Genomic DNA, 15,733 nt, shown 5'->3' on the forward strand with positions numbered 1-15,733 from the left:
CAAAAAAATCCGACACCAGATCACTGGTATCGGATTTTTTCGCCCCCAACCCTGGACTCAAATGCTTAAGTGAACAGCATTACGCCTTCTGGCGATTTTTTTTCGGTCTGCCGATCCGTCGGGTTCCTACAGCCTCCAGCCACTTTTTTCACAGGCCGCTCATTCGAGCGCATTGCTTTGGACTGGCACAAATAAATGTCTGTGATGAGGGCGCCTATCCCTTCGCGAACTGTGCACAGTCGTTGAAGACTCCCGTATTCCCGCTGCTAGTCGCAGGCGCCATCGTGGGACATCTTCGACCTCATGCAGCCGCTCAAGGCGATCACGACCCGCGACACGGTCGATGTAGCCTTACGCGCGTGAGAAAGCCAGTGCTTTCACCTAGCCTTCATACCCCTACCAGCCACCTACTTCTTGGGAGAGAACCATCAAGGCCCTATCAATCGTCCAGCCCAGTGGCACCCGAATCGCTGCTGGCGTAAAAACCCTCGAAGTCCGTCGCTGGCATCCAGGCTTGAATCCCACCGAGGATCTTCTGATCGTCGAAAACGGCCGTTTTCTCCACGCAGATGCAGATGAGGACCACGACGGCATCGCCGTGGCGATCGTGCGCATAAGAGCCGTACGTCCTTTCGTGCTTGCTGACATGGCTGCAGCCTGTGCAAGTTACTTCGAAGAGGGTTGGCTCGCATGGGAATTGACTGATGTGAGGCCGATTCGCCCGTTTTCTGCCCGCGCAGCACGGGGTATCTATGAGGTCGAGGTTTCTACTGAGGCTTGCGAAACACCATGACTGATGAACATCGCGATGACCGCTCCATCCACCAGGCAGCCTGCCACTGCGGCACTGTGCGGTTTTCTCTGCGCCTGACCGACGGCCTGCACACCGCGCGCCGTTGCAATTGCTCATATTGCCGAATGCGTGGCGCTGTGGCGGTGTCTGCCAATCTGGACGACATCACGGTCACCCATGGGCAAGAGGCGCTTACGCTTTATCAGTTCCATACCCAGCAAGCCAAGCACTACTTCTGCTCCAAATGCGGTATCTACACCTTCCACCAGCGCCGTTCAGCGCCGGATCAGTACGGGGTCAATGTCGCCTGTATCGAGGGCATGAGCCCGTTCGATTTCGCCGAGGTGCCCGTAAGCGAAGGGCGCTCTCATCCCAACGACAGGATGGATGGGCAGGCGGTGGTTGCGGGGTGGCTGCGGTATGAGGCCAATCCCGGCGCTGAAAAAGCCTGAAACGTTGCACCTAGCCGCCTATGAGCGGCTGGAGCTGTCTTAATATCCTTACCGTTAGTCGGATATTCAAAAGCCCTCCTATCCACCGTCTAGCCTGCACCCTAGCGTCAGGGATAACGCTAATATTTGGTCCATGAAGGACCGCTACGCCTCGTCGTCCCGACGCTATATCTGCTGAGGAGACGACAATGAAAATAACCCTGAAACACTTAGCGTATCTGGGGGCAAGCTTCACCAGTACGCTAGCCGTGGCCGATACGGCCAGCCCCCCGGTACTGTCACCCGCTATTCCCTTCGATGTCACCGCCCAAGCGCCCTTTACCCTGGACAACCTGCAACACGATTTTGACGTGCTGTCCTGGCAAACCTTCGTCGCCCTGAACTGGCCCGCCAACGCCGACGGTAGCGCCAATACCGCGTCTAAGATCGGCGGGCCCGGCAAGACGGTGTGGGAGTCCTGGAAAGAGAGCTACGAGATTTTTCTGCCCAAGGGGCAGAAACCGGTGGCGTGGGATCAGCAGGCGCCAGTTCCTGCGGCCTGCCAGGGCAAGGGCGACCTGCCGGTGCTGCAGCAGATGGGCAAGGTCGCGGGGGTGCTCGATGAGTTCATCCAGCCCTTCAAGACGGGCCCGTTGGTCGATCAAAGCGGGACCTACACGCGCAACGCGATCATGGTCAACCAGCCGATGTTCGATGACATCGTCAACAATGGGCTGTACAGCAAGGAAGGTCAGCAGGCATTTCTGAGCAAGGCCGACAACCGCATCGCTTTTGCCTGTGGCTCGTCAGAGGACAAGCAGGTGGGCGCAATCATGGTCAAGTCGGCGTGGAAGGTGCTCGACGCCAATGACAACCCGCAGGAATTCCACGCGGTCGACGCGTTGGTCTACACCCCAGGCAACGCCGACCCGAACAAGGGGGCAGTTATCCCCGAGTCGTGTGCGGCGCAGAAGGTGGGGCTGGTGGGCCTGCATATCGTGCACAAAACCAAGAGCGCGCCGCAGTGGGTCTGGTCGACCTTCGAACATGTGCGCAACGTGCCGGAAAAAACCACGCCCATCAACGAGCGCAAAGGGCCTTACCTGTTCTATGACGCCAAGGCTAGCGACCGGCCGGTGAACGAGCCGCCTGCGCAACCCTGGGACCCGTCGAAAAAGGCCACCCCCTCGCAGATTGTGCGTGAGGTTCCCATCACTGCGGCTACCCATCAGCTCAACGCCCAGTGGCAAGGTGCGCTCAAGGGCACAGTGTGGGCCTACTACCAGCTGATCAGCACTCAGTGGCCCACCGATGCGGCGGACGACTGCCAGGTGCCGTCGCCGACCAACCCGCTGGGCACGCCTGCACCGAACTTTCTGGCCAACGCCACGCTGGAAACCTACAACCAGGGCACCGTTCCACAGGCGTCTTCCAGCTGCATGGAATGCCACAACAACGCCACAACCCGCGTGACCCAATCACCGCGCACCAGCTTCGCCGATTTCACTTTCCTGCTTGAACGTGCTCAATCTACCGGCGCCAAGGAGTGATGCCATGAGCGACCAAAGTCTGCAGAATTTCATCGGTTTGTCCGCTGTCCTTACAGGCCTGTCGGCCAAGCTGCTGGCGCCCTCCCTCGACCCGATCAACCTGCCGCCGGTGTTCTTCGCCACCGCCCAGCAAGGCATGGGCACCGAGGCCTTCAGCAGCTTGCTGGAGCTGTTTGCCAGCCTTCAGGGCCAAACGCCTGCGCAAATAGCCAGTGCGGTGTTGAGCAACGCCAACCCGCAAATCGCTCAAGGCGCCCGTTCAATCATGAAGCTGTGGCTACTGGGCAGTTGGTACCAGCCCTATGACCTGGGCAGTGCGCGCCAAGGTGATACGCATGTGATCAGCGACCAGGCCTACAAGGAAAGCTGGGCATGGAAGATCGCTCAGTCTCACCCCATGGGCTACAGCCAGTACCACTTCGGCTACTGGGCTGAGCAGCCACCGACCCTCAAGCAATTTACCGGTGTCGACGCCAAGGAAGGGCAGCAGCCATGAGCAATGTACAAACCCAGACCATCGAAACCGCCGACGTGATCGTGGTAGGCGCCGGAATGGCCGGCAGTGTCATGGCCTATCAGTTGGGCCTGGCCGGCTTGAAAGTGCTGGTGCTCGAGTCGGGCCCGGCCATTCCCCCCAACCGCAGCGAGTACCTGGAGCGCTTCTACACGGCCGTGCTCAAGTCGCCGGAAGCGCCTTATCCGCCGCAACAGAGCGAGCAGACCCCAGCCAGTCAGTTCGCGCCGCGGGCAACCATCCAAGACCTGATCACTGCTGGCAGCACAGACCCAGACAAAGCGCAGAAAAGCTACCTGGTGCAAAAAGGCCCACTGCTGTTCGCCAGCACCTATGAGCGGGTGGGCGGAGGCACCATGTGGCACTGGATGGGCACCGCGTTGCGGCTATTGCCCAATGATTTTCGCATGCACAGTGCGTACAAGGTCGGCGTCGACTGGCCAATCTCTTACGATGACCTGCAAACCGCCTACTGCCGCGCCGAGGAAGAAATGGGCGTTTCCGCCGATGTTGCGGCGCAAACCTACCTGGGCGTGACCTTCCCCCAAGGTTACCAATACAGCATGCACGGCATTCCGCCGTCGCTGGTGGATCAGGGCCTGGGCAAGGGCATCGATGGTACTCAGTACCAAGGTTTCAATCTGCAGGTGCGGCAAACCCCAGCCGGGCGTAACTCGCAGAACGACAATGGCCGCCGAGTCTGCGCTGGCAACACCAGTTGCACACCGATCTGCCCGATCCAGGCCAAGTACGATGCCACGGTGACCATGGCCAAGGCCTTGGATACCGGTAACGTGCGCATCCTCTATCAAACCGTGGCCAGCAAGGTGCAGGTCGATGCCAACGGCGTCACCGGTATCGACTACATCCAGTACCAGGACGACGGCACGCGCCAGCACGGTGCCGCCCAAGGCCAGCGCTATGTGATCGCCGCCCATGCCATCGAAACGCCGAAGCTGCTGCTCAATTCCGTTGGGCCCCACAGCCCCAATGGCGTTGCCAACAGCAGTGGGCAGGTTGGCATGGGGCTGTCCGACCACCCGGTGTATCTGGCCTGGGGCCTGATGCCTGAGGGCAAGCCGTTGTTCCCGTTTCGTGGGCCGCTGTCCACTTCCGGCATCGAGGACATGCGCGATGGAGCGTTCCGCAGCCAGCGCGCGGCTTGGCGGATCGAGATCGGCAATGAGGGCTGGAATTGGTCGAAGAACGATCCGTATGCAACGGTCTGTGATTTCATCGACGGCACCAACGATGCCGGCGCCAACCCCCAAAACCTGGCGTTGTCCGGCGAGGCCTTGGTGCAGAAGCTCAACAGCGTACTGACCCGCCAGTTCCGTCTGGGCTTTCTGGTCGAGCAACTGGAAAAAGACCCAGACAAGGCCCTGTGCCGAGTGGAGTTGTCGAAAGAGTTCACCGACGGCCTTGGTCTGCCTCGGCCCCAGATCACCTACGACTTTTCTGACTACACCAAGGAGGGCTTCAAGCAGGCGCGTCTGGCTGCCACGCACATCATCACCGAGCTGATGGGCGCCACCGAGCTTACCGACCTTGACCCGGACCCCAAGAAGGGGGCACAGACGGTGTTCGAATACGGTGGCCAGCACTATGCGTTCTATGGCGCAGGCCACTTGATGGGCACCTACCGTATGGGCTCGGATCGCACCAAGTCGGTGGTCGACAAAGACCAACGCAGCTGGGATCACCCCAACCTGTTCCTGGTCGGCGATGGTGTCTTCCCCACCACAGGGACGGCAAACCCGACGCTGACCATCACCGCGCTGACTTTCCAGGCCGCCGATGTGGTCGCCAGCGACCTGCTCAAGCGCACGGTGCATGTGCAGGCCAACCAGGCATGGCAGGGCACCGGTGTGCAGGTCAATGGGCAGAGCTGGCAGCTGGCGGTATGCACTGGCGGCCGATGGACAGCCAACCCGAGCACCGGGATGGTCGGCGCGGCAGGCAACCCCGGGTTGATAGCTGCGCCTGGCTATACATTGCCCGGGCAACCGGAAGGCGCGTTGATCGGGCGTATCGGCACTGGCGGTGTGCCCTTCCTGGTCGGCGACCAGGCGCAGTTGCCGCGTGGTCAGCAGGGCGAATTGCAGCTGTGCATCAACGATGACCTCACCGGGCGTTATGGCGCTGGGCTGAGTGACAACATTGGCAGCCTGACTGTGGAGGTGCGTTTCGGGGCGCTATAAGCGCTGACTTGCAACACCCCGCAATGCCACAGCGTTGTGGGGTGTTGCGCCTTGATGAGAGTTGGCGCTTGGAGGCTTCGAGGTAATGGGAAAGGGACCAAATAATGCATTTGCAGGTTGTTATGATATAACATCTGCGAATTAGAGCCTGATTAGATTCGGCCATCCAGCCCTTGCGCCAACACGCGCTCTTACCTTGTCGCTTCAGGAGCCTCCATGCGATTTACCCCGGCCTCCCTTGCCATTTTCACGGCAATGGTTACCCCTGACATTTTCGCCGACCAGACCGGCAGCTCGACCATCACCCTGGGTGAAGTGAACATCACCCACACAGCAGGCACGGCATTGAGTACGGAAAATGTGCTCACCTCGGTGGATGTGCTGGGCGGCGATCAGGTCAAGGACAAGAACGTGATGAACAGCTGGCAGTTGCTGGGCCAAATGCCAGGTATTCAGCTGACCGAAACGGGGCAGGGGGCGGAGTCGGGCAAGGTCACGTTCCGTGCGTTCAATGGCGAGGGCTACATCAATGGCATCAAGACCCTGATCGACGGGGTGCCAAGCAACGTCAACAGTGGCAACCAGCGCTTCATCGACATGATCTTCCCGCTCGACATCGAATACATCGAGGTGGTGCGCGGGACCAACGACCCGCGCTATGGGCTGCACAACATCGCAGGCAACATCAACTTCGCTACCCGGCAGGGCGGCAATTATGCCGACAGCCGCCTGACCTACGGCAGCTTCGACACCCGTGAAGTGCAGCTGGCGGTGGGCCATGAAGAGGGCAACTTCGCCCAGAACTACTTCCTGGCCAAGCAGGACAGCAATGGCTACCGTGACCACAGCAATTCCAACAAGTATTCCCTGGGCGGCAAGTGGTTCGTCAGCAGCGACGAGCAGGACATGCGTGTTGGCGTGATCGCGCGTTTGTATCACCACCAGGCTCAGGAGCCAGGTTTCCTGACCCGCCAGCAGATGCACGACAGCCGCACCCAGTCGCCAGCCAAGAACGGCAACGATGGCGATGACCGCGACATGAAGCACCTGAGCCTGCACGCCGATTGGCAGTTGGCTGACGACCTGAGCCTGAACGGTAAGCTCTACTACAACAGCTACAACGATGACCGCACCATCACCTTCACCGACTACCGCCCCGGCAATGCGCCGCGTCAGCGCAGGCAGTGGGACGAACAGCAAAGGGGCATGCTCAGCAACCTTACCTGGCGCGCCAACGACTTGGTGACTTTGGATGGCGGCATCAACTACGAAGAGCAGGACAACGCCTACCGCCGCATGCGTTATGCCTACGGCGTGCCGACCAATTTCGATGCCCCACCTGCCCGCGTGCAGGACGATGATCGCTATACCCTGCGCAATATCGGGGGCTATGTGCAGGCCGTGGTGCAACCGACCGAGTCGTTGAAGATCATCCCTGCCATGCGCGTTGACAAGTTTTCCGGCAACACGGAGCTGCCCAATGGAGTCAACGCATCGTTGCAGGATTACGGCTGGATCCGCCAGCCCAAGCTCAGCGTGATTTATAGCCTGACGCCGGAAATCGACCTGTATGCAAACTGGGGCCGGACTTTCCAGATTCTGACCGGCTCCAACGCACCGGCCTACATGACCCCAGGGCAGGCCTCTTACGACCCATCGATCAACACAGGCAAGGAAGTCGGCGTCAAGTTCCAGCCGTTTGCCGGTGCCCAGGCGCGGGTTGCCCTATGGCAGCAGGACGCCACCGACGAAGTTGCCAATATGCCCAGCACCGGCACCACGGTGGGTCTTGGCGAAACCCGGCGCCGTGGCGTGGATATGCAACTCAGCGCCCAGTTGGATGAACAGTGGACCCTGTGGGCTTCCCATGCCATCCAGGAAGCCAAGGTGGTCAAGGCCTATTCGGCAAGCGGCCAGTCGCTGGCCGGCAAGCAGGTGTTTTCGACCCCGCGTTACATCAGCAATCTGGGCGCCGACTACCGCTATAACGATGACTGGAAGTTCGGCATGCAAGGTCGTGCCCAAGGTAGTTACTACATCGATGAGCTGAACGAGCAAGGCAAATACGGAGGCTTCGTGGTGGTGGACGCCAGTGTCAGCTACCGCATCAATGCGTCCACCAGCGTGGACTTGCAGGTCAAGAACCTGCTCGATCGTCAGTACGCCTACGTCTGGTACGACAATTTCTTCTGGGGAGGCGATGACCAGGCCATGTTCTCACCGGCGCCTGGCCGTTCGGCATTCGTGTCGATCAACATGAGTTTGTAATCTCTGGTCCCGCAAGCCATCTGCCGGTGCCGCTGAATGACCATTCGGCGGATCGAATGAGGCGTTGGTGGCAGTTTGGAACCTACGCACCTGCCCGCTCTTGGCGGGCTTTTTTATGCATCTTTGAGAAACGAAGCGCTCTGCTTCGCTGTCTTGAATCTAGAGTACGGGCTTTGTACTACGGTATCGCGTATGGTGGCCATGTGGGCGTCATGCAGGGACGAGATATTGCTTCAAGCTGCGTGGGGCTATGAATGCGCAGCGCATAACCTGCCCTGGCACTATTCTCCTTAATGATCGGGCATGCAATCGATGCGGGCTCGGTGGCGAACGACACCAGGATATGTATGAGTCTGCAGAAGCGAAACAATGTGCATATCACTGGCGACGGTAGCGTCACGCTGATCCTGGCCCATGGTTTTGGTTGCGATCAGTCGATGTGGAAGTTTTTGCTGCCGCATTTCAGCGCTCGAATGCGTGTCATTACTTTCGACCTCACAGGCGCCGGGGAATCTGACCTGCAAGCCTATGACCGGCAAACGTATGGCTCGCTTTGGGCCCACGCCACCGATCTGAATGCCATCATCGACGAATATGGTGAAGGCTCGGTGATCGTGGTCGGGCATTCGGTGAGCGCTACCGTCGCCTTGCTGGCCGAGCGGTTGCAGCCCGGCCGGCTGGCCGGCTTGGTGATGATCGGTGGCTCGCCGTGTTACGTGAATAGCGACGACTATGTCGGCGGTTTTTCGCTGGAGGAGGTGCGGGGGCTGCTCTGCGCCATCGACGAAAACTACCTTGGGTGGTCCAGCACCATGGCGCCAGTCCTGATGGGCGCATCCGGTGAGCCTTCGCTGCAGGAGGAGTTGTTGAGCAGCTTTTGTCGCACCGACGGGCAGATTGCCCGGCATTTTGCCCGGGTAATTTTTTTGTCCGACCATCGCCAGGATGTAGTCGGGCTGCAGTTGCCGACACTGATTCTGCAAAGCCGGGAAGACCCAGTGGTGCCGGTCGCCGTGGGCCAATACCTGAACGGCATTCTACCCAATAGCCAGCTGGTGCTGATCGATAACCTGGGCCATTACCCCCAGCTGAGCGCGCCGAGCGCGTGCACTGCGGCGATGGAGGATTATTTCGCCAAACTTGGCTTTGGCCATGAATGACCCTGCCTCGCTGTTTTCCGAGCAGTACTTCGACTGTGCCCCCTGTGGCTTGGTGGTCATGGAGGCCGACGGGACTTTGCTGCGCTGCAATGCGACATTGAGCAACTGGCTGGGCTACGACAACGACAGCTTGCTGCTGCGCAGCTTTGACCAGTTACTGACGCTGGCGGGGCGCACGTTCCAGCTCACACACTGGGGCCCTTTGCTGAACATGCAAGGCTCGGTGTCCGAGGTCAAGATTGGCCTGTGCCACCGTGAAGGTCATGTGGTGGCCATGCTGCTCAACGCAGTGAGGCGTGAAACATCCGAGGGGGTGCGTTATCAGCTGGCGCTGTTCAGCACCACTGAACGTGACCGCAACGAGCATCTGGTGTTTCAAGCCATGCAGCGTGCCGAGGAGCTGCTGGCACAAAAGGTCAGCGCAGAGCAGGCCTTGCAGCGTGCTCAGGATGAACTGGCCGCCGCTTACGCCCAAGCCCAGCAGCGTGCGTTACACGCCGAGCAGATGGTCGCCGTCGCCAGCCACGACCTGAAAAACCCCATGACAGCCATCAAGATGGCAGCCCAGTTGCTGGCACGCGATGCCCACAGTGACCGAGCCCGTCGGCTGCTTTCGAGCATTAGCACATCGGCCGAGCGCGCCCAGCGCATGGTCGTCGACCTGCTGGACTTCGCTTCGATCAGGCTGGGGCAGGGCCTCAGCGTGCGGCGGCGAAACGTGGATTTGCTCGAAGCGGTGGACCAGTGCGTAGGCGAGCTCAGGATAGCCTTGGGCAACACCTGCATCCGTCACCTTTCGCGAGGGCGAGGTCAGCTCGAGGTGGACCATGACCGGTTGCACCAGATGATCGGCAACCTGGTCGCCAACAGCGCGGCTTATGGCGACATGCGCTTTCCCATCACCATCACCACTGATTTCAGCGACGAAGGGGTTGCCCTGAGCGTGCACAATCACGGCCCTTGCATCGCCCAAGAGCTGCTGCCGGTGTTGTTCGAGCCCATGACTCGCGGCAGTTGCCAGCCCGCTGCGCTGCGCTGCGCTCGGTCGGGCTGGGTCTGTTCATCGTCAAGCAGATCGTCGAAGCGCACGGGGGGCGTATCAGCATGACGTCCAACCCGGTTTATGGCACGACATTCTCGATTTTTCTGCCCGCTTGACTGGCGCGCTCGGTCAAGCTCGCTCAGCAGCGGGCCGGGTGTTAGATCGAGCGTTGGTTCACCCGCTTGGACAGCGCCTCAGCGCTTTCTTTACGTTCGCTGTAGCGGTCCAGCAGGTAGGCATCGCGGCCACGCAGCAGCAGCGTGAACTTCATCAACTCCTCCATCACATCCACTACCCGGTCGTAGTAGGAAGAGGGCTTCATGCGATCGTTCTCATCGAACTCCAGAAATGCCTTGGGTACCGATGATTGGTTGGGGATCGTCACCATACGCATCCATCGGCCCAGCACACGCATCTGGTTGAGAGCGTTGAACGACTGTGAGCCGCCACACACCTGCATGACCGCCAGGGTCTTGCCCTGGGAAGGCCTTACCGCGCCAAGGGCCAGGGGTATCCAGTCGATCTGCGCCTTGAATACAGCGGACATCGCGCCGTGGCGCTCGGGGGAGCACCATACCTGGCCTTCGGACCACAGCACCAGCTCGCGCAATTGCTGAACCTTTGGGTGTTCGACGGGGGCATCGTCGGGCAGTGGCAAACCGCAGGGGTCAAAGATGATGGTCTCGGCACCCATCAGTTCCAGGATGCGTGCCGCTTCCTGAGTCAGCAGGCGGCTGAACGAGCGCTCTCGGGTCGAGCCGTACAGCAGCAGGATGCGCGGCTTGTGGGTGGGCGCGGCTTGTTCGTTGAGCTTCTCGCAGGTTGGGGCGTCAAACAATTGCAGATCCAGGTTGGGCAAATCACCTGGGTGTTGGGCGGTCAGTTCAGTCATCACAGTTCACCTATCCGGTCCAGCGCTTGCTTGAGCTCTGTGGGTTCGAGCGCGCCATGGTTGAGGGCGAAGAAGGCAGCAAAGCGCAGGCGGATATGGTTGACGGTGGCATCGAAAGCCGCCTGGCTTTGTTCATCGCTGCCATCGACCTCGGAAGGGTCGGCCAGGCCCCAGTGGCTTTTTATCGATGGCCCGAAATAGACCGGGCAGGGCTCGCCACTGGCCTTGTCGCAAACGGTGATCACGATATCGGGTGGGCTATCTTGAAACTGCTCGGAGCCTTTGCTGTGCAGCGCTGTGGTGTCGACCCCCAAGCTCTGCAGCGTGCTGAGTGCTCGGGGGTTCAAGCGGCCACTGGGGAAGCTGCCGGAACTGACAGCGGTCATGCCCGGCGGCGCTACGTGGTTGAACAGGCCTTCGGACAGTACGCTGCGGCAACTGTTGGCGGTACACATGAACAGCACTTTCATCGATGGCTCCTAGGCGTGGAGGCTCAGCCGCAAGGCCAGCGCGGCCAGGGTCACGAGCAGGATGGGCAGGGTGAGCACAGTGCCCACCTTGAAGTAGTAACCCCAGGTGATGCGAATGTTCTTCTGCGCAAGCACATGCAGCCACAGCAAGGTTGCCAGGCTGCCGATGGGGGTGAATTTCGGGCCCAGGTCGCAGCCGATCACGTTGGCGTAGACCATGGCATCGTGGATCAGGCCCGTGGCATTGCTGCCCTGAATCGAGAGCGCGCCAATGAGCACGCTGGGCAGGTTGTTCATCACCGATGAAAGCAGTGCCGCGGCTACCCCTGTACCCAGGGTCGCGGCCCACAGGCCGTGCTCGGCTAAATAACTGAAAAGCTCGGCAAGGGCATCGGTCAGGCCCGCATTGCGCAAGCCGTACACAACCAGGTACATGCCCAGTGAGAACACCACGATCTGCCAGGGGGCATGCTTGATCACCCGGCGCGTGGAGATGACATGGCCACGGCCGGCGATGACCAGCAGGATAACGGCGCACAAGGCGGCCACGACGCTGACCGGCACGCCCAGCGGCTCCAACGCGAACAGCCCGGCCAGCAGCAGGCCCAGTACCCACCAGCCGGCGATGAAGGTAGCCCGGTCACGGATGGCCAGCGCGGGTACATCCAGCTGCTCTGGGGCGTATTGGGCCGGGATGTCTTTGCGATAGAACAGCCACAGCATCAACAGGGTGGCGGCGACGCTCACCAGGTTCACCGGCCACATCACCGAAGCGTACTGGCCAAAGCCCACGCCGAAGAAGTCGGCCGAGACGATGTTCACCAGGTTGGACACGATCATGGGCAGGCTTGCCGTGTCGGCGATGAACCCCGCCGCCATGACGAACGCCAGGGTGGAGGCGGGGCCAAAGCGCAGCGCGGTCAGCATGGCGATGACGATGGGTGTAAGGATCAATGCCGCACCGTCGTTGGCGAACAGCGCAGATACCGCCGCGCCCAGTAGCACCATCAACGCGAACAGTCGCCCCCCGTGCCCCCGGCCCCAGCGCGCCATGTGCAGGGCCGCCCATTCGAAGAAGCCCGCTTCATCGAGCAACAGGCTGATGATGATGATCGCGATGAAGGTGGCCGTCGCGTTCCATACGATATGCCACACCGCTGGAATGTCGCCGAGGCTTACCACCCCCGTGAGCAGAGCCAGCACTGCGCCGGCAACGGCGCTCCAGCCAACCCCCAGGCCCTTGGGTTGCCAGATGACCAAGGTGAGTGTGAAAACGAAGATCAGAGCAGCAGTCAGCATCTGTGGACCTCAGCAGCAGGCGGTTTGGCGAATGGGACGGTCTTGCATCGAAGCCAGGCGCCCTTGGTCGTTGTCCACCCAGGCCCGATGGGCCTGAAGCGTCAACTCCAGTACGCCTTTGATCCACTCTGGCAGCTCAGGGTGCAATCGGTAGTAGATCCATTGCCCCTGTCGGCGATCCTCCAGCAGCCCGCAGGCGCGAAGTTGTGCCAGATGACGCGACACCTTAGGTTGTTTGTCATCCAGAGCCCAGATCAGTTCGCATACGCACAGCTCTCCTTCGGCAAGGAGCATCAGCATGATGCGCGCGCGGGTTTCATCACCGAGGCATTTGAATACAGCGGAAGGAGTGAGGGGCATGGGAAACTTGAACATACGCTAATTCGGATATTCGAATTAACGCATATATGAATAATTTTGACTAGCTTTCGGGTTGGCACGGTGATGATTGTGGCGGCGCTGCTAAGGTAAGCACCTCGACGATCGAACATGAGGTTTAAGATGCTTTCGCACACGCAGATCATTGCCCGAAACCGTGACGCCTGGAATGCGTCGGCCGATCAGCACAGGCGCAGCGCCGAATGGCTTCGGCTAGTCGACGCCGTGCAGAACAAAAGCTTCTCGTGCCTGGACTCGACCTTGACCGAGCAATTGCAGCAGGTGGGCATCGCCGCAAAGGCGGTCATCCAGTTGGGCTGCAACAACGGCCGCGAAGCGCTGTCGCTCTTTGCGCTGGGGGCATCGGAGGTGGTAGGTGTCGACCAGTCCTCGGCGTTTCTCGAGCAAGCGCGGCTGCTGGCCGAACAATCCCCGTATTCACCTGAGTTCGTCGAGGCCGATATCCACGGGCTGGCGGCCAATCTTGACGAGCGCTTCGATGTTGCCCTGATCACCATTGGCGTATTGAACTGGATGCCGGACCTCGGCGCCTTTTTCCATCATGTTGCCAGGGTGCTGAAACCAGGCGGCACGTTGGTAATCTATGAAACGCACCCGTTTCTGGAAATGCTCGACCCTCAAGCCAGCGACCCTTGGCGTATCAGCAGTTGTTACTTCCAAACCGACCCGGTGGTTGAAACCGGTGCAATCGTCTATGAAGGCACCGGCGAGCAGAATGATCTGCAGTCCTACTGGCATATTCACCGAGTGGGCGATGTGCTGGCCGGTGTCATCGGCGCAGGGCTGCAGCTGCGTGCCTTCAACGAGTACCCGCATTCCAATCGGGAAGACATCTACGCGATTTATGAGCAAAACGCGTTGCGTATACCCATGTGCTACGTGCTGGTTGCAGGCAAGTGATCTACCGCACCAGCCTTGGGATGATTCGAACATAAATCAGCTCACTGACAAGCTCTACCAATGTCTGAGTAATCACAGCCGCGGCCGCCAGGCCGCCCAGGCCCTCCGGCAACGCCAGGGCCAATGGCAGCACTACCAGCGAGTTGCGTGTCGCGGCGCTGAAGGTTACCGAGCGTGCCTGGGCTACCGGCAGGCGCAGCAGGCGCGCTGAGGCCAAGCCCAGCAGTGGCGCCAGCAGCATGAAGCTGATGTATACCGGGATCACCGGCAGCAACTGGTCAAAATCCCGCAACACCAGGGCAACCTGCGAAGCGACCACAGCCACCAGCACCAACGCCATGGCCGGCACTGGCATCCACGCCCAGGCCTCGTTCCATGCCGCTACCATACGGTGGCGGCGGGCACTAACGTTCGTAAGGATGGCCAGCGCCATCGGCAATACGATCAGCAGTACGAACGCTTCCACGAAGGGGGTGATGCTGACCACCACCGCGCTGCTGTCGCCCAGCAGCAGGGTGAGGTACAGCGGCAGCAACACCAGCTGCGCCAGCAACAGTACTGGCGTTGCAGCCAGGGTCAGGCGCGCATCGCCTTTGCCAATGTGAGTGAACACCACTACGTAGTCGATACAGGGTGTGAGCAACACCATCAGGGCGCCGATCAGGATCGCCGGGTGTTCGCCCAGGCCGCGGCTCAGTGCCCACACCAGCAGCGGCACGAGGATGAAATTGGCGATCAGCAGCGCGGCCATGAAGCGGCGGTTGCCCAGACTCTGCCGCACGTCGAGGAAGGGGATCTGTAGAAACATCGCATACATCAGGACGGCGATGGCGGGGGTGACCAGCAGGTGAAGATGCTGAGCAGCATCAGTCGCCAGTAGGCCGAAAACCACGGCGGCCACTACGGCGGCAAAATAGAGGGGGATCTGCTGGCTTTCGAGTTGCTCTCTGGTCAAATGGGTGGCCTGTGCTTGGAAATGGTCATCGGTGCACAGGGTAATACGCGCCGGCGTCGAGTGGGCAGTGATTACATGGCCCAGCTCGCGCCGCCAGCGCTTTGGAGTCAGCCTGGATTGAGCCAGTCCACGCCGCGTTCGAGAATGATCAGGCTTAGGGTGCTGGAGTAGGCCGCGGGGTAGCAGGCCAGAAACCCACCCACTGGAAACAACCCATGTACCTCCAGTGGGTGCCCATCTGCGTTGGTCGCGCGAATATCGCACTGGTTTTCACTGACCTGGTAAACGTCGAACGGTCCATCGCGTTGCGCGTCTATGAGTTGCCACTGGGTGGGGTAGGTAGGCTTGGTCGGTTGCACGTTCACCAGACCATCGGCTGTGGTGAATACTCCTTTGCCGAAGTGCGGCCCGCTTCGCAGATAAATACGGTAGCCCGCTTGGCTGTAGCGAAAGTACAGCAACAGTGTCGGCGGCTGGGGGGCTTTGTCGAAGCTGATTAGCCCGAGCTCCTGCTCATGGCTCCAGTCTTTGTCCAGTGCATCGAGCATGCCCAGGGTATGGGTGCCATTCACCCCGTAGGCTGGAAGCTTATGTGGGCTGGCGAGCACTACTGGCCCTGTGGTCATGTTGCCCAGCACGTTGACCGGGTAACCGTCCACCTGCAGGTTGGCAGTGAATGAGCGTTCTACATCAGTAGGCATGAGGCCCTCCGCTAGGGCAGCTGATCGAGGCCCCAAGGTAGTCCCCATGCGACGGCGGCCCCACCTGGAACCTGTACCGCACGGCACGATGAAACGCAAAAGCCCGGCACATGGCCCTAATGCTGTTGGCTCGGCGTGAGCTCTTCGGTGTAGCGCAG

The 15,733-nt window shown here is 60.3% G+C and carries 16 protein-coding genes; 10 read left to right on the forward strand and 6 right to left on the reverse strand.

Annotated features, from left to right (window positions below; genetic code table 11):
- Window positions 1–442 precede the first annotated feature (442 nt).
- From ACK59H_RS20860 to ACK59H_RS20900, 9 genes are all read left to right on the forward strand, one after another.
- Window positions 443–793 (forward strand): ASCH domain-containing protein, encoded by a 351-nt coding sequence (locus ACK59H_RS20860; protein WP_269057881.1) that lies wholly within the window; start codon window positions 443–445, stop codon window positions 791–793.
- Window positions 790–1,245: a GFA family protein gene (locus ACK59H_RS20865; RefSeq protein ID WP_409264849.1), complete on the forward strand. Its 456-nt coding sequence runs from the start codon at window positions 790–792 to the stop codon at window positions 1,243–1,245. Before ACK59H_RS20860 ends, ACK59H_RS20865 begins: the two co-directional genes overlap by 4 nt.
- Window positions 1,246–1,433: 188 nt before the next feature.
- Window positions 1,434–2,774 carry a cytochrome C gene (locus ACK59H_RS20870; protein WP_409264850.1) on the forward strand — a complete coding sequence of 447 codons (1,341 nt, stop codon included), beginning with the start codon at window positions 1,434–1,436 and terminating at the stop codon, window positions 2,772–2,774.
- A 4-nt stretch (window positions 2,775–2,778) separates the two neighbouring features.
- Window positions 2,779–3,270, forward strand: a complete 492-nt coding sequence (locus tag ACK59H_RS20875; protein WP_060480413.1) for a sorbitol dehydrogenase — start codon at window positions 2,779–2,781, stop codon at window positions 3,268–3,270.
- Window positions 3,267–5,489 carry a GMC family oxidoreductase gene (locus ACK59H_RS20880; RefSeq protein WP_409264851.1) on the forward strand — a complete coding sequence of 741 codons (2,223 nt, stop codon included), beginning with the start codon at window positions 3,267–3,269 and terminating at the stop codon, window positions 5,487–5,489. The genes ACK59H_RS20875 and ACK59H_RS20880 overlap by 4 nt, the downstream gene beginning before the upstream one ends.
- Window positions 5,490–5,705: 216 nt before the next feature.
- Complete coding sequence (locus tag ACK59H_RS20885) at window positions 5,706–7,757, forward strand: TonB-dependent receptor (RefSeq protein WP_409264853.1); 2,052 nt, start codon at window positions 5,706–5,708, stop codon at window positions 7,755–7,757.
- Window positions 7,758–8,104: 347 nt separating this feature from the next.
- The gene (locus tag ACK59H_RS20890; RefSeq protein ID WP_409264855.1) at window positions 8,105–8,917 is read left to right on the forward strand and encodes an alpha/beta fold hydrolase; all 813 of its coding nucleotides are present in this window, start codon (window positions 8,105–8,107) and stop codon (window positions 8,915–8,917) included.
- Window positions 8,910–10,025: a histidine kinase dimerization/phospho-acceptor domain-containing protein gene (locus ACK59H_RS20895; protein WP_409264857.1), complete on the forward strand. Its 1,116-nt coding sequence runs from the start codon at window positions 8,910–8,912 to the stop codon at window positions 10,023–10,025. Before ACK59H_RS20890 ends, ACK59H_RS20895 begins: the two co-directional genes overlap by 8 nt.
- Window positions 9,992–10,075, forward strand: a complete 84-nt coding sequence (locus tag ACK59H_RS20900; protein WP_409264868.1) for a hypothetical protein — start codon at window positions 9,992–9,994, stop codon at window positions 10,073–10,075. The genes ACK59H_RS20895 and ACK59H_RS20900 overlap by 34 nt, the downstream gene beginning before the upstream one ends.
- Window positions 10,076–10,116: 41 nt before the next feature.
- Here the strand turns inward: ACK59H_RS20900 and arsH are convergent, their stop codons facing one another.
- Genes arsH through ACK59H_RS20920 form a run of 4 tightly spaced genes read right to left on the reverse strand, consistent with a single transcriptional unit; the run spans window position 10,117 to window position 12,980 of the window.
- Window positions 10,117–10,851 carry an arsenical resistance protein ArsH gene (gene arsH, locus ACK59H_RS20905; RefSeq protein ID WP_060480408.1) on the reverse strand — a complete coding sequence of 245 codons (735 nt, stop codon included), beginning with the start codon at window positions 10,849–10,851 and terminating at the stop codon, window positions 10,117–10,119.
- Window positions 10,851–11,321 (reverse strand): arsenate reductase ArsC, encoded by a 471-nt coding sequence (locus tag ACK59H_RS20910; RefSeq protein WP_409264859.1) that lies wholly within the window; start codon window positions 11,319–11,321, stop codon window positions 10,851–10,853. Before ACK59H_RS20910 ends, arsH begins: the two co-directional genes overlap by 1 nt.
- A 9-nt stretch (window positions 11,322–11,330) precedes the next feature.
- A complete protein-coding gene (locus ACK59H_RS20915) occupies window positions 11,331–12,620 on the reverse strand; it encodes an arsenic transporter (protein WP_207937222.1) in 1,290 nt (429 codons plus the stop codon).
- A 9-nt stretch (window positions 12,621–12,629) separates the two neighbouring features.
- Complete coding sequence (locus tag ACK59H_RS20920) at window positions 12,630–12,980, reverse strand: metalloregulator ArsR/SmtB family transcription factor (protein WP_409264861.1); 351 nt, start codon at window positions 12,978–12,980, stop codon at window positions 12,630–12,632.
- Window positions 12,981–13,121: 141 nt separating this feature from the next.
- Between ACK59H_RS20920 and ACK59H_RS20925 the strand changes: the two genes are divergently transcribed.
- Window positions 13,122–13,919 carry a class I SAM-dependent methyltransferase gene (locus tag ACK59H_RS20925; RefSeq protein ID WP_409264863.1) on the forward strand — a complete coding sequence of 266 codons (798 nt, stop codon included), beginning with the start codon at window positions 13,122–13,124 and terminating at the stop codon, window positions 13,917–13,919.
- Between the two features lies 1 nt (window position 13,920).
- Here the strand turns inward: ACK59H_RS20925 and ACK59H_RS20930 are convergent, their stop codons facing one another.
- Complete coding sequence (locus ACK59H_RS20930) at window positions 13,921–14,874, reverse strand: arsenic resistance protein (protein ID WP_409264865.1); 954 nt, start codon at window positions 14,872–14,874, stop codon at window positions 13,921–13,923.
- A gap of 107 nt (window positions 14,875–14,981) precedes the next feature.
- Window positions 14,982–15,575 carry a hypothetical protein gene (locus ACK59H_RS20935; protein ID WP_409264867.1) on the reverse strand — a complete coding sequence of 198 codons (594 nt, stop codon included), beginning with the start codon at window positions 15,573–15,575 and terminating at the stop codon, window positions 14,982–14,984.
- Window positions 15,576–15,733 lie beyond the last annotated feature (158 nt).

Origin of the sequence: Pseudomonas sp. KCJK9000 (assembly GCF_046230725.1) — a bacterium.
Classification (GTDB): Bacteria; Pseudomonadota; Gammaproteobacteria; order Pseudomonadales; family Pseudomonadaceae; genus Aquipseudomonas; species Aquipseudomonas promysalinigenes.

Excerpts from the sequence above, each read along its gene's own strand:
- ACK59H_RS20925 (WP_409264863.1), top strand. The coding sequence starts at position 13,122 with ATGCTTTCGCACACGCAGATCATTGCCCGAAACCGTGACGCCTGGAAT.
- ACK59H_RS20885 (WP_409264853.1), top strand. The coding sequence starts at position 5,706 with ATGCGATTTACCCCGGCCTCCCTTGCCATTTTCACGGCAATGGTTACC.
- ACK59H_RS20910 (WP_409264859.1), bottom strand. The coding sequence starts at position 11,321 with ATGAAAGTGCTGTTCATGTGTACCGCCAACAGTTGCCGCAGCGTACTG.
- ACK59H_RS20915 (WP_207937222.1), bottom strand. The coding sequence starts at position 12,620 with ATGCTGACTGCTGCTCTGATCTTCGTTTTCACACTCACCTTGGTCATC.
- ACK59H_RS20870 (WP_409264850.1), top strand. The coding sequence starts at position 1,434 with ATGAAAATAACCCTGAAACACTTAGCGTATCTGGGGGCAAGCTTCACC.
- ACK59H_RS20875 (WP_060480413.1), top strand. The coding sequence starts at position 2,779 with ATGAGCGACCAAAGTCTGCAGAATTTCATCGGTTTGTCCGCTGTCCTT.
- ACK59H_RS20935 (WP_409264867.1), bottom strand. The coding sequence starts at position 15,575 with ATGCCTACTGATGTAGAACGCTCATTCACTGCCAACCTGCAGGTGGAC.
- ACK59H_RS20865 (WP_409264849.1), top strand. The coding sequence starts at position 790 with ATGACTGATGAACATCGCGATGACCGCTCCATCCACCAGGCAGCCTGC.
- ACK59H_RS20920 (WP_409264861.1), bottom strand. The coding sequence starts at position 12,980 with ATGCCCCTCACTCCTTCCGCTGTATTCAAATGCCTCGGTGATGAAACC.
- ACK59H_RS20880 (WP_409264851.1), top strand. The coding sequence starts at position 3,267 with ATGAGCAATGTACAAACCCAGACCATCGAAACCGCCGACGTGATCGTG.
- ACK59H_RS20895 (WP_409264857.1), top strand. The coding sequence starts at position 8,910 with ATGAATGACCCTGCCTCGCTGTTTTCCGAGCAGTACTTCGACTGTGCC.
- ACK59H_RS20890 (WP_409264855.1), top strand. The coding sequence starts at position 8,105 with ATGAGTCTGCAGAAGCGAAACAATGTGCATATCACTGGCGACGGTAGC.
- arsH (WP_060480408.1), bottom strand. The coding sequence starts at position 10,851 with ATGACTGAACTGACCGCCCAACACCCAGGTGATTTGCCCAACCTGGAT.